Below are 20597 nucleotides of genomic sequence, written 5' to 3'. Positions count from 1 at the left end.
CGGAAAACCCTTAGCTTGCTATAATGCCTCTCTTTTGTGGAGCATCTCTTTGGCCCCTTCCCCGACTCCTGCGCCTTCTCGACCGTCGTCTCCCCGCATGCACCGTGCCGGGCTGTGGTTGGCTCTGTTCGTGGCGTGCTGCGTGGCGAGTGGCGTGCTCAATTACTGGCACATGCCGGCGGGTGGTTTTATCGGTCCGATGCTGGTGGGCATCGCCTTCGGTATCGGCGGCAGCGGTCTGCGCCTGCCGAGACGCTGCTTCAAGTTAGGGCAGGGCACGGTCGGCGTCTTGATCGCGCATGCCATGACGATGAGCGTGCTGATGACGATCCTCGATGGCTGGCTGGTGATGCTGCTGGCCACGGCCATTACCCTGCTGCTCAGCCTGCTGGTGGGGATCGTGCTGGTGCGTTACGGCGGGCTTCCTGGCAGCACCGCGGCCTGGGGGACCACGCCGGGCGCGGCGGCGGCAATGGTGGCGATGGCCGAAGAGCGCGAAGATACCGACCCGCGTATCGTGGCGGCGATGCAATACGTGCGGGTGGTGTGCGTGGTGCTCGTGGGTGCCCTGGTGAGCCATTGGCTGGGCGTGAGCGATACGCCGTCGCGTAGCGGGGGCGGATTTCCTGACAACTTGGCCGGAACGGTTGATCTGGCGATCACCTTGGCGGTCATTGTCGGCGGGGTCTGGCTGTGTGATCGCCGCTTGCCCGCGGGTGCCTTGCTGGGGCCGATGCTCATCGGCACAGTGCTGCATCTCGCCGGTTGGGCGACGCTGTCGATGCCCGCGCCCTTGCTGATGCTGGCTTACGGCTTCATCGGTGTCTATGTGGGGCTGCGTTTCGACCGCGACGCGCTGGCGACCGTGGCTCGCTCGTTGGGCAAGATGGTCATGGCGTCGATAGTGCTGATTGGGCTATGTGCGCTTTCCGCGCTATTGATGGTGGGGCTCATGGACACGAGCTTCATCACCGCCTACCTGGCGACCAGCCCTGGCGGACTCGACTCGATGACCATCATCGCCATCGACACGCATGCCGATTTGGGTCTCGTGGTGGCGCTACAGACATTGCGGCTCTTCACGGTGGTGCTAATAGGGCCTGCCATGGCGCGCTTCATTGCGCGTTTCGCCCCATCCGCGAATACGTCCTGAGCGTTTGCCGTAACGCAAAGGGGCGGCCCGTAGGCCGCCCCCATGGCGTGGCGTTGGTTGTCTCGACGCCGCCTTACTTGGCCGCTTCAGCGAAATACTTGTTGTAGATCTCCTGATAGGTGCCGTTGTCCTTCAGGGTCGCCAGCGCCTCGTTGAACTGGTCCGCCAGTTCCTGATCGCGTTTGCGGAATGCAATGCCGAAGCCTTCACCGAAGTACTTCTTGGGCTCGGTGATCATCTCGCCAACGACTTTATAACTGCCTTCCTCGCTATCCAGCAGGGTGGACTTACCGACCGGGAAGTCCAGGAACGCAATGTCGACACGACCGGCGTCCATGTCGAGGACGAGATCGTCGGCGGTGGAGTAACGGCTGATTTCGGCCGCGTCGCCGAACATATCGGTGACGTAGTTATCCTGCAACGTGCCGCGCTGAACCCCGATGGTCTTGCCTTCGAGCGTTTGCTTGGCCGGGAAGTCGATACCGCTGTCTTGCGGTGCGAACCACGCGGAGGGCGGCTGGAAGTACGGGTCGGAGAAGAGCACGGTCCCCTTGCGTTCTTCGTTGATGGTCATCGAGGACATGATCGCGTCGTACTTACGCGCCATCAGGCCCGGAATGATGCCGTCCCACGCCTGCACGACCCACTCGCACTTCCTGTCGATCTCTTCACAGATGGCGTTGCCGAGCTCGATGTCGAAGCCGGTGAGTTCACCGTCGGCTGTGCGGTATTCCATCGGCTCGTAAGGCACATCGACACCGATACGCAAGGTGTCCTGAGCGAAGGCGCTGCCAGCCAGCAAGGCGCTACCGAGAAGGGTGATGGTCAGCAATTTTTTCATGGAAAGCTCTCTACGGAATTTGCAGTGTGTTGTTATGGAGCCGCCTCGTGAGCAGCCCTGAGTTTCGCGTCTAGCAGCATAGCGAAGCACCGCCGCCATGCCTAGCGTCGCGTGGCTTGGCGAAGGGCGTATGCAATGGGAAAGACTGTGAGGTCTGCACTGGTTGGCATGTGTTGACGCCTCTGTATATGTTGATAATATACTTCTATGATCAATTGGGTAAAAGTTACTGGCTTTGACTGGGATGAGGGTAACGCCCGGAAAAATGCGGAGAAGCATGGCGTTAGCCAGGCCGAAGCGGAAGCAATTTTCTTCAATGAGCCGCTTCTAGTGCTGGAAGACTCCAAGCACAGCCAGGCCGAGGCCCGTTTCCATGCCCTTGGTGAAACAGATGATGAGCGGCTGCTCCACATCACGTTCACACTCAGGAAGGACGATACGCTGATTCGGGTAATTTCGGCCCGAGACATGCACCGCACAGAGAGGGGTGTTTATGAGCAAGCTAAAAAAGATGCCTGAGTTCAAAACCGAAGCGGAAGAACAGGAGTTCTGGGAAACCCACGATTCCTCCGATTACCTGGACTGGAGCCAGGCGAAACAAGCGTCTTTTCCAAAATTGAAGCCCTCAACCAAGACGATTTCACTCCGCTTGCCCGAGACGCTGCTTGATCGAATCAAAATCGAAGCTAACAAGCGAGATATGCCCTATCAATCCTTGATAAAGGCTTGGCTTGCGGATGACGTGAACGGCAGTCGTTAGGGCTGAGGTATTAATGATCACAGCATGCGCGGCTTTGCAGTGAGAGCGAAGCCGCAACAGAAAGAGTGGCGATTGTAACTATTTGTTACACACTACCTTCATTTTCAACTACCAATACCCTAGCCTCGCCGATTGGATGAGCGACATGCTCAGTTCCGACTGTAGCGAAGAAAATATCACCGACTTGCAAGACAACGGATTCTTCTGTGCCGCTCTTTCTATAGTACATTTCTACTTGACCATCAAGAACGACAAACACCTCTTCACCATCATTGATGTGCCACTTGTAAGGTTGGTCTGTCCAATGTAAGCGGGTTGTGATGCCACTCATATTGGCGATATTTTTCGCACCCCAAGCATGATCTGCCTTGAACCCTTTGCTTCTGATTACTTCCACATCTTATCTCCATTGGTGGTGAGAAAAACTGCTATTAAACGCATAGAAAAACTATGCTACGAAAATGTCTGCAAGGTACGTTTCCTACAGAGCCGTTTTCCTCTTTTTCCGCCGCTTGTGAAATGGCATTTCTACAGGTGCAATTTCCATTATTCTTGGCTATATCTTTTTTTAGTCGTGCTCTAACGGCAAAGCTCAGTTACCATCGGAGCAGTCAAAGGCTGCGGAGCGAACCCGAAGCGCGCCAGCGCTTTGGGCGGTGGAAGTCCAGGAGTTATCGATGCGTGTCCACTAAGAGCACGTTTCAAAACCTTGAAAACAGGCTCCCTCGTTTATAGCTTGGGAGCATGACTTCGAAGATTGTCTCCGACGAGTTATGGGCCATCGTTGAGCCCCTGTTGCCGGACCCCAAAATGGATTCTCGCGGCGGCAGGCCTCCGATATCCAACCGCGCCGCCTTGACCGGCATTATCTTCGTCCTTCGCTCGGGCATCCCTTGGCGCATGCTGCCGCAGGAATGGGATGCGGTTCAGGCGTGACCTGCTGGCGTCGATTGCGGGATTGGCAGCAGGCCGGTGTGTGGGATCAACTGCATCAGACTCTCTTGCAACAACTACATGGTGCCGACCGCCTCGATTGGTCACGGGCCTGTATGGACAGCGCCACCCTGTCAGCCAAAAAGGGGGATCGGCCATCGGCCCAAACCCGACGGATCGGGGGCGGCCGGGCACCAAACGACACCTTTTGACGGATCGTCGAGGGACACCTTTGGCGGTTCTTCTCTCCGGCGCCAACATGAATGACAGCGTGCCTCTGGCCGCACTGCTCGATCATGTCCCCTTGGTTCAAGGGCCAAGAGGACGGCCACGCCGTCGCCCTCGCAAGCTGCACGCCGATAAGGCCTATGATCATCGTCGTTGTCGCCGATCATGTCGTAGGCGGAACATTCAGCCTCGCATTGCCCGGCGAGGCGTGGAAGACAGCCGACGTTTCGGGCGTCACCGCTGGGTGGTCGAGCGTACTTTCTCATGGTTGAGTGGCTTCAGACGGCTAGTCACACGCTACGAGCGCCGAGCTGATATCCACTATGCACTGACCCTGATCGGATGCTCGCTGATCTGTTTTAACCGACTGCAAGACAGGTTTTGAAACGCGCTCTAAACCGGGATAAGTCTATGGCCCACTGCAGCGATTCGTTAGCTGGAGCGCTTATAATATCGATCGAACTCTTTGAGTATATTGGAATTGTATAACGTTTTCTTACCACCTTTCGGGTTTTTCGGGTTCAAATAACGATGATGGGCGAACTTTGTATCGTCTTCCAAAGATTTCCGCAGGTCGTGATACATCTGGTTTATTTTGAAGTCGGTATACCGCTTGCTGAGCCTTGTCGTAAGAATGTTATAGTCCCAAGGATATTTGTCGATTATTTCTTCCTCTTTTAGCTGAATCTCTGGCGCGTCATTGTCATCCGTAACTTGGACTGGCATTGCCCCAGTGCTTTTCCCCTTTTGAAATTGCACATCGATTTTTAGAGTAAGATTATACTCCGTCGGCTCATCACCATCGTCGTACTGCGACTCAACGGACCGCAGATAAGATATAACCTTTTTCTCTGCAGAATTAAGGGCGGTTCCCTTAGCGATATTAAAGTCTCGAAAGAAAGAAATTGGCATGAGATAAAAGTTATAGCCGGCCAGCACATTCCCGAACCACGACTGAACCAAGTGGAGATAATTCTGTAACGCGGCGGTGCCGAGTTCTTGCACCTTAAGAGCCAGTGCCAAGTCATCATTAACGAAATGTATGGCATTATCCCGGACTTCAGTTAACGCTATAAGATTGTCTTCAACAGCCTTGTCTATCTGCACGCCGTATTCTTGAATAATTGTTCGGCAGCACTCGAAGAGGCCAATCGACACCGGATTCCCTGAACGATTAGTTTTGCGGTGTTTGTTCTTTGATCGCTTACCGCTTTTAAGCGTTTTATATTCCATGCGGTAAAGAGCTGCTGATTTGTTGCCCGCTAGATTTAATAGCTTCGCTTTCAGAAGCAGCTCCCAAGAATTTACACAGAGCACTGAAAACGTTTCTTCGCGATACTTGAAGTCTGGCTTATTGTAGATCTCAATCGCAGAAAGCATCGCGGCGATTGATTTTTCCAGCATTAGGCGAGATCGGGACTTCATTCTTACTCCAAGCAGCTAACGCCTGCATAATGAACCGGTTTGTGGAGCGGTAGCGGAACAAAGCGGTTCCGTTGATGAATTTGTTATACAAGTTATTCTCTGGTACACATCAAATCTAATATTGACTCCATATAACTTGAAACCACATCTACAAAGTGGCAGAGGTCATTAAAGGATATGTCCATAGCTTCGTCATTATGATGTATTATATTGTTTCTTTTTGTCACTATCGCAGAAACCGCATCCTTGCTGTTGTTGAAATCATCACTTTTTTTAAGCTCAACACCCAAATAGCGAAACATATTTATTGTTTTGTGAGGATTCCCTGAAAGTTGATCGGAGATTTTCTTTTTGTCCGGGCTTACATCCAAGTCTTCAAAGCTCATATCTTTATTCTTTATTTCGCCATTCAAGAGCCATCGCACATAATTCTGGGGTATTTTTGCACTTTTAACTCTGTCGCTAATATCTTGAGAACAAATTAGCGCTACGTCTTGAAGATAAGCTTCCAAGTAGGTGCATATGCTTATCAGGTACGATTTTACAAAATAGTTAACGTTATTCAAAAATAAAGGGTCTGCTTCGTCAGAGATAACTCGAAGTTCTGATTCTCGGACGATTACTTTTAAGTCCGACAACAACCCTCTATACTGTTGGAATATCTCTTCGTACTTCATGCGACTGCTTTCTCTAACAGTTCTGACCAGAGCTCACGGCGTCTAATAATCGATGACTTATTTTGAAGGCCTCCTGAGAGCGTTCTCCTAAAATCCTCAGATCTGCAGAGCTCTTCGTAAGCATTACGTATGTTTTCAGCTTTATTTTCGACAACATCTCTATTCAACAGACCGGCTGTAGGCATCAACAAGTCATAGTGCACCAACCCTTTTCGTCGTTTTTTTGCAGCTGGATTTGTAAAAACGTCGTCCCCGAAAACGAGTTCACAATTGGAAAGGGCATGCTGGAATACTTTGCGTTGCTCATCAACCCATTGATCGCTATTCTCAGAGTTCTCTTCCATATAGTCATCAAGAAATTTTCTTAAGCTTCCTTCGAAGGTTTCTAACTCTATATCGTCTTTGAAGGCTAAGAATCGCAACACCTGTTCTTCTGGTTCTCTGCTATCTTTTACTTTTTCAGAACTCTCAGCCAAGCCAAATCTTTCTATCAATGGTGTCTGAGAAAGCTCACCCAGAAGTTTGTCGAGGCTGCCAGGATATACTGCGTGTCGTATTTCTTGATCGGAAAGTTTAACTGCACCTTGGTTTAGCCTGGAAAATATTTCCCTAACAAGATATCTAGGGTTCTCTTTTCTTAATACGATGCACCTTATGGTTGTCGATTCCAATTCTGCCTGGAAATCTCCAATTTCAGAAAACCGTTTCCCTTCAAGTTCCTTAAAGGCTGTGAGGCCTTCTAAAGCAAATTCATCGTTTAGATAGCGCTGAATTGTTGTTAAACGCTGAACTCCATCGATCACGAAATGCTTACCGCCTTCGTCTTCTGCAAAGTAGCAGGAGGGTAGAGGTATTCTCATTAAACATGATTCTATAAACCTAGAAGCTCGTACCCAGCCTTCTTTATCCCATTTATACTTTCGCTGAAATTCCGGATCCAGAACGAGCTTGGGAGGGTTAGTATTTATCCTTGCTACAAGAGTCTCAAACGGATAGTCAATCGGATACAGATTTAGTGTTTTTACATTATTGGCATCTTCCATTTTCTATCAAACTCCTAGTTTTCTGAGTTTTTATAACAGGTGTTAGCTAGCGCGCTCGTTTTGCCACTTGAACGAGCGCGCGCGTTTTATACATCTTATCTAGCCTGCAGTTTTGCATCTAACCCATTGATTTTAAATGATGCTAAAATAATTCGGCGCGTTATGCAAAATTCGCGTGCCTGCTGCTTTTGACGGTTTCCGTCACGCTTGGGGCGTCGGGTACGGTCATCAGACACGCTACCGCCAAGGCCACTGCATATCGTGTTGATGCGGTAGTCCCGTGCGTATCGGTTATTTGTCGAGCCGTCTAAGCGACCTTAGAGATTCATGCTAGGCGGGATGGGGGCTGTCAGCAAAGCGGATAAGGCGTCACTTATCGATGCAGTTCGTAGCTTGGTAAGGGCGTGTTGTTATCGATGGGCGAGGGGGGGGGGGTGAGTGCTGGCTTACTTGCAAAACAACGGGCAGCGTGGGCTACCCGTTGTTGGTGGCGATTGCTGCGCGGAGGTAAATGTTCAAGGTTTATCCTCGTGATATATGTCTTCCTCAGTGGACGGCGTTGTCTCGTCGGCTTCATCAAAATCATCCACCGCGTCTTCCTGGTCCTGGGCGTGATGAGGCGTCGACTTGTCGACCTCTCCTTCAAATGCAGAGAGCAGGACTTCGTTCTCGGCGTCCATATCGATGCTGCCCTGAAAGACGGCGCCGTCTTCCAGCACCAGGCAAGGGGTGATGATGGTCCCAACGATATATGCCGTATGATGGATAGAAATCTTGTGAGAGGCGATCAGTCGGCCTTCGACATGCCCTGCTACGTGTAGCGTTTGGGCATAGATATCCCCTTCCACACGGCCGGCATTGCCGATGCTGACCATGTTGTGCTTGAACTCTACAGTGCCCGTTACTTGGCCATCGATAACCAGTTCTTCCTCACCGATGACGTTACCTGTAATGCTGGTTTGGGCGCCGATGATAGCGGATCGCCCGGTCTTGTCTCGTGGCACGTCTGCTTGGGCGGTACTTTTGGGTGAGGCGGGAGGCGACACCGTATGGTCGGCAGGAACACTGTCGGGTTTGTGCTTGCTGAACATAGGGGTAGGTCCGAGTCGGGTAAGTAAAAACGACGGTATCAGGAAATGTTGCCTTGTCGGCTTGAGATCAAAAGGATGAGTAGCTGACGAAAAGACCTGTTAGTCGTGTTTTCTCAGTGTGTAGAAACCTGCCTATACTTGCGCATTCTATGCTGGTCAAGGGGCAATTATGGGGGGCGGGGATGTATTTTTCGTCTTGAGCTTGATAGCGCTCATCATCATTGTGTTGGACGGCAAGAGGCGTATCAAAAATCGTGCCTCCACAGCCCAGCCGTCTTCCTGGCGTCTGCAACAGCGACAATGCCCTCCCTCCACAGAAGCCCCCAACCTACCGAATCAGCCGCAAAATCCAGCCAAGGTTGATTTACCGACATTCCCACCGACAGAGACCACCCAAGGTTTGCCCGCGTCCGGCGGAAGCCTGATTGGTTCGACGCTGCGTATCGACGGTGATGTGAGTGCTCATGAAGCGCTGGTCATCAGTGGCGCCATCGTAGGCCATGTCACGGCCTGGGAGCACTCTGTCATGATCAACGAAGCGGGTAGCGTATCTCCGCGTGTCGAGGCGCGTACGATTTGCGTTGCCGGCAGTGTCACCGGCCAGCTCGTGGCCACGGATCAAGCCATCGTGCTCTCCAGTGCACATGTAAGCGGCAGCATTGACGCAAAACGCCTGAAATGTGAAAGCGGGGCCTGGCTACAATCGAGTGTTAAATGATGCTCTATCTGTAACCGCACCTTTTTGCCGTCGCTACTTTTGCTGTTGCTGTCTTGCTTTTACATTCGAGGGTCAGCCCTATTTCAAGGCGCGAGCAGGTAGCCGCTGCGGTGTGCGTGGTGGCCGGCGACGTCGGCGACGATCATGCCGGCGGTGGCCATGCGGCGCTGGGTGCGGGCGTAGAACATGCCGTCTTGCTCGGCGCACACGGGGTGTACGGCGTCGCTGATGGGGTCGATGATCTCGGCGATCAGGTCGCCGCTTTTGACTTCTTCCCCCGGCGTGCGGTGGAAGACCACGACGCCGCCCGCGGGGGCGCGCAGGAAGTCCATGGCGGCGAGCTCGGTGGCGGGATACGGCAGTGCCGGCAGGGGCGGTGCCTCGCCGTCGATCAGGGCGTGGTAACGCATCCAGTCGAGAATCGCCTCGGCATCGCGTTCGGCGATGTCGCGGGCGACATCCTGTTGGCCGCGTAGCTCGAGCGTGATCGATTGGCTGCCGTAGGGGATCGGATAGCGGTCGCCGAAGCGCTCGCGCAGTTGCTCCCAGACCAGGGTGAAGCACTCGTCGAACGAGCCGCCGCCGGAGTCGGTGGCGAGCATGCTGGCCTTGGCGCCGAAATAACGCGCCAGGGGCTCGAAGTCGGGCCATGCCGCCGGGGTGGTGTAGAGGTGCTCGACGGCGTTGAAATCGCAGTGCAGGTCGAGAATGAAATCCGCGTCGCAGGCCAGGCGTTGCTGCGTCAGGTGCAGAGACTCGTAGGCCGTGGTGGCCGGCTGTTCATCGAGGGCGGCGATGAAGCGCCGACGTATTTCGGCCCGGTTGTGTTCGGCATCCTGCGTCAGCGCGCTTTCCAGCCCTTCGGCGATGCGCTCGGTGACATCGCGATAGCCCCGGTTGAAGTTGCTGACGCTCTCGAAATCGTAGCGCCCCAGTGGGATGTCCATCAGTTGCTGATCGAGCCCGATAGGGTTGGCGACCGGTACCACGATGACGTGCGCCTTGAGCTGTCCGGCTTCTTCCAGTGCTTTCAGGCGCTGCTTGAGTGTCCAGGCGACCAGCATGCCGGGGAGTTCATCGGCATGCAGCGAGCCTTGAATGTAGACACGCTTTTCCGCCTCGGCGGACCCGAAGTGAAAACTCTCCAGGTTGCGCTGAGTGCCGGGGACGGGGCTAAGCAAAGGGTGGGTATGGTGCTGCATGGGGTGTCCTCGTGAATGCCGGCGGCGTTTTGCCGCCGGCAAACGGTCATTTTTCGCCGACGGGCAGCGATAGGTCGTAGTCGAAGTATTGCTTCATCAGCTTTTCGTAGGTGCCGTCGGCATAGACGTCACGAATGGCCTGATTGAATTTCTCCGCGAGTTCCCGGTCGCGCTTGCGAAACGCCATGGCAGCGCCTTTGCCGAAGATCGAGACGGGCTTCTTGATGCTCTCGCCGATCTTCTTGAATTCGCTGTCGTCATCCTTGAAGTGGAAGGTATCCACGGCGAGGGGATAGTCCTCGAAGGACAAGTCCAGGCGGCCAGAGACCAGGTCATTGGCGACGTCCTGGGAGGATGAATAGCGGCGGATATCGAGGGTGTCGCCGTACATTTGCGTGACATAACTATCGCGGATGGTGCCGCGCTGCACGCCGACGCTGAGCCCTTCGAGTGCGTCCTTGTCGTTGATGTCGATGTCGCGATCACGGCGCGTGATCCAGACGCTGGGGGTGTTGTAGTAGGGGATCGAAAACAGCACCTGGTTTTCACGCTCGGGCGTGATGGCCATCGAGGAGAGAATGGCGTCGTATTTGCGCGAGAGCAGGCCGGGGATGATGCCGTCCCAAGATTGCTCGACCCAGGTGCAGTCGAGGTTGGCGCGTTTGCACAGTTCGTTGCCGAGATCGATCTCGAAACCTTCCAGCTCGCCTGCCGGTGTGCGATACACAAAGGGTTCGTAAGGCACGTCGATGGCCAGGCGTACTTCGTCGGTATCGCGTGCCTGAGCGGTGGCGGTCGTCATGACCACGCCTAGAAGAGTCAGCGCCAGGAGCTTTTTCATGGTAAGCCTCATTGGGATGTCGTTCGGAGGGCGTGGCCTGCCGCGTGCCATGACGTGGGCCGCGGCAGGCCGGATGTCACCCGTTGATCGGTTTGAGATGCGCCAGGAGTTTCTTTTCCAGGTAGCGGAAGAGATACAGGATGGCGAAGGTCAGGCACAGGTAAATCGCCGCCACGAAGAGGAAGGCGTCGAAGGGCGCGTAGAAGCGTGCATAGACGAACCGTGCGGCCCCGGTGAGGTCCATGATCGTGACCACGCTGGCGATGGCGCTGGCGTGGAGCATGAAGATCACCTCGTTGCCGTAAGCCGGCAGGGCGCGTCGGAAGGCGCTGGGCATGATGATGCGCCGCATCATCAAGGCGCGTGACATGCCATAGGCGCGTGCCGACTCGATATCGCCGCGTGGCGTGGCCTTGATCGCGCCGTGGAAGATCTCGGTGGTATAGGCGGCGGTGTTGAGCGTGAAGGCGATCAGCGCCGGGTAGAAGGCGTCCTTGAGGATCGCCCACAAGAAGGTGTCCTGAATGCCTTCGATGAACACCACGCCGTAGTAGATCAGGTACAGCTGGATCAACAGGGGGGTGCCACGAAACACATAGGTGTAGAGGAACACGGGCCACTTGATCCACTTGCGACGCGAGCCCCGTGCGATGGCGAGCGGTACCGCCAGCACCAATCCGATGATCAGAGACAGAAATACCAGGCGCACGGTGCTGCCCAGCCCATCGAGGTAGTAGCCGAGCGTATTAGCCGTGAAGATGGCGTTGCCCGAAAGTAGTTCGGTGAACCAGGCGTTTAGTTGTTCCATTCGTCTGCCTCCCCGAAACCGACGTTATAGTGTTTTTGCAGCCGCGCGACGACCCATTCCGAGACACTGGCGATCAATAGGTAGATCACGGCCACCGGAATCATGAACAGGAACGGTTCATGTGTGGCCTTGGTCGCTTCGGCGGCGATGCGCACCATGTCGGAAAGACCGATCACCGAGACCAGGGCGGTGGTCTTGAGCAGTACCATCCAGTTGTTGCCCAGCCCGGGAAGGGCGTGACGCATCATCTGCGGAAATTGGATGCGCCGGAAAATGAGCCGGTTGGACATCCCGTAGGCACGTCCGGCCTCGATCTGGCCGTGTTCCACCGCAAGAAAGGCGCCACGAAACGTTTCGCCCATGTAGGCGCCGAAGATGAAGCCGATGGTCACGACGCCGGCGATGAATTCATTGATGTTGATGAAGATATCCACATCGAACTGGTAGTAGAGCCAGTCGGTGAACATATTGACGCCTATCTGGCCGCCGAAGAACAGCAGCATCATCAAGACGAGGTCGGGCACCCCGCGAATGAGCGTGGTGTAGAGCGTGGCGATGCGATGGAACAACCAGTGGCGTGACAGCTTGGCGCTGGCGGTGAGCAGGCCGAGGATCAAGGCCAGCAACAACGACAGCAAAGCTACTTCCAAGGTGACCAGGGCGCCTTCGAGAAGCCGGGGGCCGTAGCCCTGCAGGTCGATCATGCGATTTTCTCCCGTCGGGCGTCAGTGCTTCGGAGCCAGGAACTGCTTGAGGCGGTCCGACTGCGGGTTGTCGAGGACCTCTTTCGGCGGACCGATTTCCTCGACCATGCCCTGATGCAGGTAGATCACTTGCGAGGAAACATCGCGGGCGAAGCTCATCTCGTGGGTCACCACGATCATGGTGCGTCCCTCTTCGGCGAGGTCGCGCATGACCTTGAGTACATCGCCGACGAGTTCGGGGTCGAGCGCCGAGGTCGGCTCATCGAACAGCATCACTTCCGGGTCCATGGCCAGTGCGCGGGCGATGGCGCCACGCTGTTGCTGGCCGCCTGACATTTGCGCTGGATAGTAGTCGGCGTGATCGAGCAGCCCCACACGGTCAAGCAGTTCGCGGGCGTGTGCGATGGCTTCGCGCTTCGACTTGCCGAGCACGTGAATCGGCGCTTCGGTGACGTTTTCCAGCAGTGTCATGTGAGCCCAGAGGTTGAAGCTCTGGAACACCATCGAAAGCTTGGCGCGAATGCGCTCGACCTGTTTCCAGTCGACCGGCTCGCGGCCACGACGCGTGGTTTTGAAGGCGATGTTCTCGCCATGCACGATCAACTCGCCTTCATTGGGTTGTTCGAGCAGATTCATGCAGCGCAGGAAGGTACTCTTGCCGGAACCGGAGGCGCCGATCAACGTGATCACGTCACCCTTGTGGGCGGTGAGAGAGAGTCCCTTGAGGACTTCGGTGTCACCGAAGCGCTTGGTGATGTCTCGCACTTCGAGGGGAATGGGCGTATCAGCCATGAAAAGCTCCAAACGTGGCGGTAAGTCACGGTCGGCACACCGGGCGGCGATGAAGAAGCCAGTGAGCGCGGTATGGCGACCTAGGGCAGCTAGCGCTAGCGCAAAAAGGGAGCGATTCTAGCAGGCCGCGGGCGACCGAGCAGGCTCGATTTGGCGGCCGATGATACGACGTTTGTCGTATGAGTGCGTCGTCTGGTGCATGAAAATCGTCCTGTCATTGTTGTCATTGTGCTACATCCTCCCGCCCACGTAGCGCACGGCGGCGGGAACTGGGTTGGGGAAACGTTAGGTCATGTCGGTGGTGGGCACGCGCGCACCAGTAGCGCCGCGCGTGCGCCGAGCTCCACCTGGGCATTGGGGAACACCACCGCCACCGGCGCTTCTTCGACGACGGTATCGCCTGCTTGACCATCATGCGCGAGACGGGTGCCCACGGCGAACTCGCTGAAGTTGGGTGTTTCCTCGGAGAAACACAGCGCGAAGTCCTGCGACTGGCGCATCAGCTCGCTGACGACTCTGAAAAAACGCACATCCTCGAGATTTCCCGATGGCATCTGACGGCCCTCGAGCAATGCTTCGAGCAGTGTGAGCATTCCCGCCAGCGCGTCGAGGTCGTTTTCCCCGAAGGGACGCACCTTGCCGAGCTCCAGCGTAAACGCCTGCGCGGCGTGATAATGCTTGGAATAATGCGAGAAAGTCCAGCTATGGCGGTGCTGATGCAAGGCCGCCTGCATGCCGGCGGCGGCCAGCCCATGCCATTGCGCGGGATCGGTCTCGGATTCGGCGAACGGCTCGACGGCGAAACGTGGATAGCGGCTGTCGCGAATCGCGGTATGCATGTCGTAGTGCACGCGCGATAGGGCATGGCGCGCGAAGAAGGCATCCACGACGGCCATCAGCTCGCGGGCGCGATCAGGCTCGTCGCCTTCCATGTCCAGGCCTCGCTGGAACAGGCGATTGAGGTTGGTGGTGCAAAAGCGCGTGCCCTGACGAATCGCCTCGAGGTTGCCGAGAATCACCAGTACTGGCGCGCCGAGTCTGAGTTGACCGGCCTCGAGACGCGCCAGCCATGCGCCGACGAGCTCGATGGGCGCGGTCTCGTTGCCGTGGATGCCCACCGAGACGACGCAGGCCTGTGCCTCGGGGGCGAGTTCATCGGGGAGCAGTTCGAGTATGCCCGGCGCGTGCAGGCGATAGCGCCCGCCGGGGACCTTTCCTTCCCGTCCTTCGCGCGGCTCGACGGGGTCAGCGTCGAGACTCGAAGCGAGCCACTCGTCGAGCATGTTCAACGCTCCGCGGAGCGCTCGCCGCGCACATCGGTGGATTCGAAGATCTTGTCCGCGCTGGCGGCGACGAAGCCTTGATAAAGCTGGCCGTCGTCATCGTGATAGCGCTTGGCGAACTCGTAGTAGCAGGTCGGAATCTCTTCGGTCTGGCCGCCAGCGAAGGTGAACGGCTGGCGGTCGGCCAGCGTCGAGCCTTGTTCGAGCAGGACCTCGGGCGAGCCCTTGATGCGGCCGCCGGATTCATTGATCCCGATGCCCAGCGCTTCGACCTTCGCGAGGACCTTTTCCAGCGTGTCGTACTGCGTGAAGCGATTGACGCTGATCGTGAAATGATTGGCACGCAGGCCAATGATCGATAGCCAGGCGGCGTATTCGCTTTCCGCCATCAACTGCTCGTAGGTCTCGAAGCTCGGTGCTGCCCACAATCGGCCGGCCCAGAGTACCTCGGGCGAGGCAACGTGGCGTGGATCGATCTGTTCGATCAGCGCATCGATGCTGTCCTGTGCCTGGGCAGAAAGCTCGTCGCACTTGAGCTCGGAGAGGAATACGCGTGGCTGATCGTCGCTGGGCGGTAGATAGCCGAAGGCGCGCAGCTTCTTGGCCTCGAACTCGTAGGGGGCGAAGCGGGTGTAGCCCATCGCCAATAGATGCGGTTCGAGTGCTTCCAGTCGGATGGGGCCCCGGTCGAAGGTGCGAAACGCGACGTGGTCGTTGATGATCGTTTCGCCGTCGGCCAGAAAGGCATCGTGAATGCGCTGCGCCTGGGGCGTCATGGCGACGTAGTCATCCCATAACTGGGCGAAGACTTCTTGGTTGGTCATGTCGTGCGCCTACTGTGTTGTTGTGAGGTTCGCGGTGTTGGTTGCAAGCTCCGCGAGCGGACGAGTCGTGACTGAAAGTATTGCTAATACGCCATTAGCGTCGTCGATAGCTCTACATTACGAGCCGCTCGCACGACCACAAGAGGGGAGGTCGGAGTAATGAAAATGCCCGGCCTCACGATGAAAACCGGAAAGCCGGGCTGTCAGATGCGTGTTTATTACTTTATTATTGATAACACGCTAACTAAAAGAGGATGAAAACATCATGACCTCGCGCACGTTCGGCAGACTTCGCGCAGGTGGCGCGCCGCTCGTCATCATCGGCAGCTTCCTGATCGCCGGCACAGCCAATGCCTATTCGGCCTTCGCGCCGGATTCCCCCTATATGTTCGGTGATTGGGGAGGAGAGCGCACGGCGCTGGAAGATGCTGGCGTTGCTTTCAGCTTTGACTACGTCGGCGAGGCCGCCACCATTCTCGACGGAGGCTACCGCGACAGCCACGTTACCAAGTACGCCGATCAGTTCGCCGTCGGGGCCAACTTCGACCTCGACAAGCTGGCCGGTATTCCGGATGCCGAGTTTCAGGTGACGATGGTCAACCGCAATGGCCATAGTGCCAACGATCGGCTCAGCGATCCGGATGCGACGATCGGGGGCTCCAACGTGCAGGAAGTGCAGGGGCGCGGGCCAGTCACGCGACTGACGCAATTCTGGTATCGCCAGCGGTTCTTCGATGACGCCTTGGCTATCAAGCTGGGACGGATTCCCTTCGGCGATGACTTCGCCACCATCGACAGCAATTTCCAGAATCTGGCGTTCGGCGGGGCGCAGGCGGGCAACTGGGGCAACAATATCTATAACTGGCCGATCTCGCAGTGGGCGGCGGTGATCCGTACCAACTTCGCCTCCGATTGGTATGCCCAGGTGGGTGCTTTCAACATCAATGACAGCAATCTGGAAAACGATAACGGCTTCGATCTGCGCACCAGTGGCACCGAAGGCACGCTTTTCCCGATGGAGCTAGGGTATACACCGACGTTGAATGGCATGGAAGGCGCCTACAAGCTCGGCTTCTACACACAGAATGTCGATAATCGTGCCTATGGCGATGGCCCGGCAACGGAGACCAGCGATACCAATACTGGGCTCTACTACGTGGTTCAGCAGCAAGTGACAACGCGCGGCGGCAATCCCGATCGCGGGCTGACGCTATTCAGCATGGGTAATGCCAACCACGGCGATACAGCGGGTATCGATCGTTATCTCTCGGTCGGTGCGACCTACGAGGGGCCATTCGACGCCCGCCCGCAGGATGACGCCGGCATCGGTTTGGCTTATCTCCACGTCAATGACGACGTCAACGATTACGTCGACTACTACAACGCCACACCGGCCGGTTTATCCTCGCCACTGCCACGCCAGGGCCACGAGTACGATGCCGAGATTTACTACAGCTTCAACCTGACCAACTACTTGGCGTTGCGTCCCAACCTGCAGTACGTGGTCAATCCGTCGGCGGTGGAGTCGGTCGACAACGCTTGGGTCGCGGGCACCACGATCCAGGCGAGTTTCTGAGTCATGCCTTGAGCTCATCGCGCGTTGCCGGACAACACGATACGCCCGGTTTTCATGATGAAAACCGGGCGGGTGCTGGCAGCGTGGGTCGTGGGTGGCGGTGATCAGGCGCCCCTGGCACCGGTGTAGAGCGTGTAGATCGACTGGCTGGCGGTCATCAGCAAGCGGTTGCGGTCCTCGCCGACGAAGCAGAGATTGGCGCAGACCTCCGGGAGCAGAATACGCGCCAGGCGCTCGCCGTCGGGAGTGAAGACCGAGACACCGTCCTTGCCTTCCCCACCCGATACGCCGGCCCAGATATTGCCGTCCTGATCCAGCGTGATGCCGTCATAGCCCTCGTCCTTGCTGGAAACTACCGTCTCACGCTCGCCTTGCGCGGTGCCGTCTTCCGCCAGGCGCCAGCGCGAGATGGTGGCCGGCTGGTCGGGGTGGTGGGACGGCGCAGTATCGCTGGCATAGAGCGTGCGTTTGTCGGCGGAGAGGGCGATGCCGTTGGGCTTGTAGAGCGCATCGGAGAACAGTCGCGGCTCATCGAGGTCGTCGTCGATGTAATAGATGGCGGGGTCGAGTTCGAGCTCGCGTTGGTGGCCTTCATAATCCACGTGCGCGCCGTAGCCGGGATCGGTGAACAGGATGCCGCCATTGTCGAGGGCAACCAAATCGTTGGGCGCATTGAGACGCTTGCCTTGGAACTGGTCGGCCAGGGTCGTGACGCTGCCGTCCCACTCGTAGCGCACCACGCGTGCGGGTGAGTGCTCACATGCTACCAGCCGCCCCCAACGGTCGAAGGTATTACCGTTGGAGTGGCCGACGCCTTCGCGCAACACGCTAACCTCACCGCTGGCCTCATCCCAGCGCATCTGCCGGGCACGGGGAATGTCGCTGAATACGGCATAGCGGCCTACGGCATTCCAGGCAGGGCCCTCGAGCCAAAGGCCCCCGGTCCATTGCCGTTCGAGCGGCGTGTTGAAGACGTAATAGGGTTTGAAACGATCATCGAGCACTTCCCAGGTCTCGTCCGGGTAACGCTGCGGTTGGCCGGCACCATTCGTGTGTGCCAAAAGCGTCGGCGCGAAGCTGGCTGTGGCGACCAGGGCGCTGGAAGTGGTGAGGAACTGGCGACGTCCCATCTGCATGGCGTGAAGATCCTTTGCATTCGTTGAGTTTAATGTGTGACGGGTCCCTGTCTTTTGAATGTAGAACTAATATGAACGTATGTTGAACCTATTCGACCAAAGGGCGAGAGACGACGGTGGTGTACGCTGTACGAGAGCGCTGGTCGAAGTGGGCACTTACATTGCAGCGATACCCTAAAGAATAGGCCTTGGTGGTCGATAACTCTCCTGTGTCACCCATCGTGAATACGTAAAAAGGGGCAAGGGGGGTCAATGACTAATTCGAACGTGGTCGCTCACGCGGATGAACCGACGGCGCCGGTGGTATCGCACGGTTCTCATGCGGAGACGACACGTACGCAGTGGACGCTCAAGCGGAAGTTATGGCTGACGCTGGCACTGATGTGGCTGGTGATGATTGCCATCGTGGTCAGTATGGCCTGGCAGAGCCGGAACGTGATGTTCGATGAGCGGCAGGAAGCGCTTTCCAATACCATCGGCATGGTGCATACCTTGCTGAACGGTTATGCCGAGCGAGTCGACTCAGGTGAGCTGAGTGAAGAAGAGGCCAAGGCGCGGGCCACCGAGGATCTCGACGCGATGCGCTTCGGTGCCGACCGTGACAATTATGTCTTCGTCTTCGATTCTGACGCGGAACTCGTCTATCACCCTCGCCGTGACGCGGGCTCGGATATGTCGGACTACGAGGACCCCAACGGCGTCGCGGTGTATCATGACTTGGCCGCGCTCGGTGAAGAGGGCGGCGGTTACTTGCCGTACTCCTCGCGTGACGCCAATAGCGACGCGCTCTTTCCCAAGCTCAGCTACGTCGAACACTTCACGCCCTGGGGCTGGAACATGGCGGCAGGTGTCTATACCAACGACATTCAGTCGGCCTTTATCGACAAGTTGTGGCAGTACGCGCTGGTCTTGCTGGTGGCAGGCGGTTTCCTGACGGCGGCCTTCCTGCTGGTGATCCGCAACGTCTATCGTAGCCTCGGGGGCGAGCCCGACGAAGCGGCACGCGTCGTGGGACGTATCGCCGAAGGCGATCTGACCACGCCCACCGCGCTGCGCGAGGGCGATACGCACAGCTTGATGTATGCCATCGAGCGTATGCGTCTCGAGCTGAGCAAGACGATCGCGCGTATCCGGGAGTCCGGAGAGGCCATCGAACAGGGCACGCGGGAGATCGCGTCCGGCAACAACGATCTGTCCTCGCGTACCGAGGAGCAAGCGTCGTCGTTGGCGGAAACCGCGTCGAGCATGGAAGAGTTGACGGCTACCGTGCGCCAGAATGCGGACAACGCCGACCAGGCCAATAAAGTCTCGGATGCCACCACGGCGTCGGTGGCGCATGGCCAGGAGGTGATTTCCCAGGTCGTGAGCACCATGGGCGAGATTCGCAGCAGCTCCCGCAAGGTGGCCGATATCATCTCGATGATCGATGACATCGCCTTCCAGACCAACCTGTTGGCGCTCAATGCTTCTGTGGAAGCGGCGCGTGCCGGCGAGCAGGGTCGTGGTTTCGCGGTGGTGGCCAGCGAAGTGCGCAATCTGGCCAGTCGCAGTGCGGACGCGGCGCGCGATATCAAGTCACTGATCGAAGGCTCGGTGGGGCACGTCAACGCCGGTGCGGAACTCGTTGACCAGGCCGATAGCGCGATGGGCGAGATCCGCGAGGGTGCCCAGCGTGTCAGCGACTTGATGGCTGAGATCTCCGCTGCTTCGCAGGAGCAGTCCTCGGGCATCGAGCAGGTCAATCAGGCCGTGACGCAGATGGATCAGGTCACGCAGCAAAACGCGGCGCTGGTACAGCAGGCCGCGAGTGCCGCGGGGTCGCTCGAAACGCAAGCGGGTGATCTTTATCAGGCCGTGGTGCGCTTCCGCGTGGCATCGGACCGCTGATACCGATCCTGTAATATTCGCCTCGCGACCTGCGATGGCGGAAGACACGAACGCCCGGCGAGAATATCTCGCTGGGCGTTTGCGTTATGGCGTGGTGCCCGGTCTCTTACTTTCGGTCTCGGGCGGCTGGTTTCCCACTCAAGACGCCAGGCGCTGCATTTCTTCCTGGTAAGTGTCGGCCAGTGACTGCTTGGTTGCATCGTCGAAGACGCGACCAGCCAGTTGGAAGACTTCCTGTTCTTCTTCGTCGAGATGATGAGTGACTATTTCCTGCAGTTGGCGCGCCGTTGCCAGCCAGGACGGTGAGCTGTAATCGGTCTGTTGCAGGGTTTCGATCAGCTCGTCGATCTCGTGATGCTCGGCGACGCTGTGGCGGGCTTTTTCCTGCGTCATGTCGTGTTCCATCATGGGGATGTAGAGCGCGCGCTCTTCCGCCCCCGCGTGATGTTCCAGTTCGACGCGCACGCGTTTGAACAGTTCGTCGCGACCATCGCTATCGCCGTGCGTTTTGACCAGCAGATCGAGCAAGGTGCGTTGCCTGTCGTGACTCTCGCGCAGTGCTTCGAATATCGTCATGATCCTCTCCCTAGATCGTTCACGGTCTTGGCCGTGGCTTATCGCGCCACGTGCCCACTTACCTTAGGCGACACGCCGGGCTTGTGCGACCCAAGCGCC

At 57.0% G+C, this 20597-nt stretch carries 21 protein-coding genes and 1 pseudogene; 7 read left to right on the top strand and 15 right to left on the bottom strand.

Annotated elements, in window-relative coordinates:
* Nucleotides 1–49 precede the first annotated feature (49 nt).
* Nucleotides 50–1153 carry an AbrB family transcriptional regulator gene (locus SR908_RS04900; protein WP_246919626.1) on the top strand — a complete coding sequence of 368 codons (1104 nt, stop codon included), beginning with the start codon at nucleotides 50–52 and terminating at the stop codon, nucleotides 1151–1153.
* Nucleotides 1154–1226: 73 nt separating this feature from the next.
* Here the strand turns inward: SR908_RS04900 and SR908_RS04895 are convergent, their stop codons facing one another.
* The gene (locus SR908_RS04895) at nucleotides 1227–1994 is read right to left on the bottom strand and encodes an ABC transporter substrate-binding protein (protein WP_246919629.1); all 768 of its coding nucleotides are present in this window, start codon (nucleotides 1992–1994) and stop codon (nucleotides 1227–1229) included.
* 207 nt (nucleotides 1995–2201) lie between these two features.
* Between SR908_RS04895 and SR908_RS04890 the strand changes: the two genes are divergently transcribed.
* Together SR908_RS04890 and SR908_RS04885 are read left to right on the top strand one after the other, a co-directional pair.
* Nucleotides 2202–2513 (top strand): BrnT family toxin, encoded by a 312-nt coding sequence (locus SR908_RS04890; RefSeq protein ID WP_246919632.1) that lies wholly within the window; start codon nucleotides 2202–2204, stop codon nucleotides 2511–2513.
* The gene (locus SR908_RS04885) at nucleotides 2488–2754 is read left to right on the top strand and encodes a BrnA antitoxin family protein (protein WP_075368248.1); all 267 of its coding nucleotides are present in this window, start codon (nucleotides 2488–2490) and stop codon (nucleotides 2752–2754) included. Before SR908_RS04890 ends, SR908_RS04885 begins: the two co-directional genes overlap by 26 nt.
* 85 nt (nucleotides 2755–2839) lie before the next feature.
* Here the strand turns inward: SR908_RS04885 and SR908_RS04880 are convergent, their stop codons facing one another.
* On the bottom strand, nucleotides 2840–3151 hold the full coding sequence (locus tag SR908_RS04880; protein ID WP_246919635.1) for a cupin domain-containing protein: 312 nt from the start codon (nucleotides 3149–3151) through the stop codon (nucleotides 2840–2842).
* A gap of 347 nt (nucleotides 3152–3498) precedes the next feature.
* On the opposite strand from SR908_RS04880, the pseudogene SR908_RS04875 reads away from it, so the two are divergent.
* Nucleotides 3499–4300: pseudogene (locus tag SR908_RS04875) on the top strand (IS5 family transposase).
* Nucleotides 4301–4347: 47 nt separating this feature from the next.
* Here SR908_RS04875 and SR908_RS04870 read toward each other — a convergent pair.
* The 4 genes from SR908_RS04870 to SR908_RS04855 all read right to left on the bottom strand — a co-directional run bounded on the left by SR908_RS04870 (nucleotide 4348) and on the right by SR908_RS04855 (nucleotide 8151).
* Nucleotides 4348–5340 (bottom strand): DUF3644 domain-containing protein, encoded by a 993-nt coding sequence (locus tag SR908_RS04870; RefSeq protein ID WP_246919637.1) that lies wholly within the window; start codon nucleotides 5338–5340, stop codon nucleotides 4348–4350.
* A gap of 92 nt (nucleotides 5341–5432) precedes the next feature.
* Nucleotides 5433–6017, bottom strand: a complete 585-nt coding sequence (locus SR908_RS04865) for a HEPN domain-containing protein (protein ID WP_246919640.1) — start codon at nucleotides 6015–6017, stop codon at nucleotides 5433–5435.
* Entirely contained in the window at nucleotides 6014–7060 is a 1047-nt protein-coding gene (locus SR908_RS04860; protein ID WP_246919643.1) for a DUF262 domain-containing protein, read from the bottom strand. Before SR908_RS04860 ends, SR908_RS04865 begins: the two co-directional genes overlap by 4 nt.
* 515 nt (nucleotides 7061–7575) lie before the next feature.
* Complete coding sequence (locus SR908_RS04855) at nucleotides 7576–8151, bottom strand: bactofilin family protein (RefSeq protein WP_246919646.1); 576 nt, start codon at nucleotides 8149–8151, stop codon at nucleotides 7576–7578.
* Between the two features lie 196 nt (nucleotides 8152–8347).
* On the opposite strand from SR908_RS04855, the gene SR908_RS04850 reads away from it, so the two are divergent.
* Nucleotides 8348–8869, top strand: coding sequence for a bactofilin family protein (locus tag SR908_RS04850; RefSeq protein ID WP_246919648.1), 522 nt, complete (start codon nucleotides 8348–8350; stop codon nucleotides 8867–8869).
* 83 nt (nucleotides 8870–8952) lie between these two features.
* Here the strand turns inward: SR908_RS04850 and SR908_RS04845 are convergent, their stop codons facing one another.
* From SR908_RS04845 to SR908_RS04815, 7 genes are all read right to left on the bottom strand, one after another.
* A complete protein-coding gene (locus SR908_RS04845; protein ID WP_246919651.1) occupies nucleotides 8953–10071 on the bottom strand; it encodes a succinylglutamate desuccinylase/aspartoacylase family protein in 1119 nt (372 codons plus the stop codon).
* Nucleotides 10072–10117: 46 nt separating this feature from the next.
* Entirely contained in the window at nucleotides 10118–10912 is a 795-nt protein-coding gene (locus tag SR908_RS04840) for a transporter substrate-binding domain-containing protein (protein ID WP_246919654.1), read from the bottom strand.
* A gap of 76 nt (nucleotides 10913–10988) precedes the next feature.
* Nucleotides 10989–11720 (bottom strand): ABC transporter permease, encoded by a 732-nt coding sequence (locus SR908_RS04835; protein WP_246919656.1) that lies wholly within the window; start codon nucleotides 11718–11720, stop codon nucleotides 10989–10991.
* Nucleotides 11708–12424, bottom strand: a complete 717-nt coding sequence (locus SR908_RS04830) for an ABC transporter permease (RefSeq protein WP_246919658.1) — start codon at nucleotides 12422–12424, stop codon at nucleotides 11708–11710. Before SR908_RS04830 ends, SR908_RS04835 begins: the two co-directional genes overlap by 13 nt.
* Nucleotides 12425–12445: 21 nt before the next feature.
* Entirely contained in the window at nucleotides 12446–13216 is a 771-nt protein-coding gene (locus SR908_RS04825; RefSeq protein WP_075368233.1) for an ABC transporter ATP-binding protein, read from the bottom strand.
* Between the two features lie 290 nt (nucleotides 13217–13506).
* Nucleotides 13507–14499, bottom strand: a complete 993-nt coding sequence (locus SR908_RS04820) for a succinylglutamate desuccinylase (protein ID WP_246919661.1) — start codon at nucleotides 14497–14499, stop codon at nucleotides 13507–13509.
* Nucleotides 14500–14501: 2 nt separating this feature from the next.
* A complete protein-coding gene (locus SR908_RS04815; protein WP_246919664.1) occupies nucleotides 14502–15323 on the bottom strand; it encodes a DUF1338 domain-containing protein in 822 nt (273 codons plus the stop codon).
* A 265-nt stretch (nucleotides 15324–15588) separates the two neighbouring features.
* Between SR908_RS04815 and SR908_RS04810 the strand changes: the two genes are divergently transcribed.
* Nucleotides 15589–16899 carry a carbohydrate porin gene (locus tag SR908_RS04810; protein ID WP_246919667.1) on the top strand — a complete coding sequence of 437 codons (1311 nt, stop codon included), beginning with the start codon at nucleotides 15589–15591 and terminating at the stop codon, nucleotides 16897–16899.
* 104 nt (nucleotides 16900–17003) lie between these two features.
* On the opposite strand, the gene SR908_RS04805 is transcribed toward SR908_RS04810, so the two are convergent.
* Nucleotides 17004–18035 carry an SMP-30/gluconolactonase/LRE family protein gene (locus SR908_RS04805; RefSeq protein ID WP_246919670.1) on the bottom strand — a complete coding sequence of 344 codons (1032 nt, stop codon included), beginning with the start codon at nucleotides 18033–18035 and terminating at the stop codon, nucleotides 17004–17006.
* 252 nt (nucleotides 18036–18287) lie between these two features.
* On the opposite strand from SR908_RS04805, the gene SR908_RS04800 reads away from it, so the two are divergent.
* Nucleotides 18288–19922, top strand: coding sequence for a methyl-accepting chemotaxis protein (locus tag SR908_RS04800; RefSeq protein ID WP_246919673.1), 1635 nt, complete (start codon nucleotides 18288–18290; stop codon nucleotides 19920–19922).
* 138 nt (nucleotides 19923–20060) lie between these two features.
* On the opposite strand, the gene SR908_RS04795 is transcribed toward SR908_RS04800, so the two are convergent.
* A complete protein-coding gene (locus SR908_RS04795; RefSeq protein WP_246919675.1) occupies nucleotides 20061–20498 on the bottom strand; it encodes a hemerythrin domain-containing protein in 438 nt (145 codons plus the stop codon).
* Nucleotides 20499–20597: the final 99 nt, after the last annotated feature.

Source organism: Chromohalobacter canadensis (assembly GCF_034479555.1).
Taxonomy (GTDB): domain Bacteria; phylum Pseudomonadota; class Gammaproteobacteria; order Pseudomonadales; family Halomonadaceae; genus Chromohalobacter; species Chromohalobacter canadensis.
Note: the sequence above shows the minus strand (reverse complement) of the source record. Positions and strands in the feature narration are given on the sequence as shown.

Excerpts from the sequence above, each read along its gene's own strand:
- SR908_RS04895 (WP_246919629.1), bottom strand. The coding sequence starts at position 1,994 with ATGAAAAAATTGCTGACCATCACCCTTCTCGGTAGCGCCTTGCTGGCT.
- SR908_RS04890 (WP_246919632.1), top strand. The coding sequence starts at position 2,202 with ATGATCAATTGGGTAAAAGTTACTGGCTTTGACTGGGATGAGGGTAAC.
- SR908_RS04885 (WP_075368248.1), top strand. The coding sequence starts at position 2,488 with ATGAGCAAGCTAAAAAAGATGCCTGAGTTCAAAACCGAAGCGGAAGAA.
- SR908_RS04870 (WP_246919637.1), bottom strand. The coding sequence starts at position 5,340 with ATGAAGTCCCGATCTCGCCTAATGCTGGAAAAATCAATCGCCGCGATG.
- SR908_RS04865 (WP_246919640.1), bottom strand. The coding sequence starts at position 6,017 with ATGAAGTACGAAGAGATATTCCAACAGTATAGAGGGTTGTTGTCGGAC.
- SR908_RS04860 (WP_246919643.1), bottom strand. The coding sequence starts at position 7,060 with ATGGAAGATGCCAATAATGTAAAAACACTAAATCTGTATCCGATTGAC.
- SR908_RS04855 (WP_246919646.1), bottom strand. The coding sequence starts at position 8,151 with ATGTTCAGCAAGCACAAACCCGACAGTGTTCCTGCCGACCATACGGTG.
- SR908_RS04845 (WP_246919651.1), bottom strand. The coding sequence starts at position 10,071 with ATGCAGCACCATACCCACCCTTTGCTTAGCCCCGTCCCCGGCACTCAG.
- SR908_RS04840 (WP_246919654.1), bottom strand. The coding sequence starts at position 10,912 with ATGAAAAAGCTCCTGGCGCTGACTCTTCTAGGCGTGGTCATGACGACC.
- SR908_RS04835 (WP_246919656.1), bottom strand. The coding sequence starts at position 11,720 with ATGGAACAACTAAACGCCTGGTTCACCGAACTACTTTCGGGCAACGCC.
- SR908_RS04830 (WP_246919658.1), bottom strand. The coding sequence starts at position 12,424 with ATGATCGACCTGCAGGGCTACGGCCCCCGGCTTCTCGAAGGCGCCCTG.
- SR908_RS04825 (WP_075368233.1), bottom strand. The coding sequence starts at position 13,216 with ATGGCTGATACGCCCATTCCCCTCGAAGTGCGAGACATCACCAAGCGC.
- SR908_RS04820 (WP_246919661.1), bottom strand. The coding sequence starts at position 14,499 with ATGCTCGACGAGTGGCTCGCTTCGAGTCTCGACGCTGACCCCGTCGAG.
- SR908_RS04815 (WP_246919664.1), bottom strand. The coding sequence starts at position 15,323 with ATGACCAACCAAGAAGTCTTCGCCCAGTTATGGGATGACTACGTCGCC.
- SR908_RS04810 (WP_246919667.1), top strand. The coding sequence starts at position 15,589 with ATGACCTCGCGCACGTTCGGCAGACTTCGCGCAGGTGGCGCGCCGCTC.
- SR908_RS04805 (WP_246919670.1), bottom strand. The coding sequence starts at position 18,035 with ATGCAGATGGGACGTCGCCAGTTCCTCACCACTTCCAGCGCCCTGGTC.
- SR908_RS04800 (WP_246919673.1), top strand. The coding sequence starts at position 18,288 with ATGACTAATTCGAACGTGGTCGCTCACGCGGATGAACCGACGGCGCCG.
- SR908_RS04795 (WP_246919675.1), bottom strand. The coding sequence starts at position 20,498 with ATGACGATATTCGAAGCACTGCGCGAGAGTCACGACAGGCAACGCACC.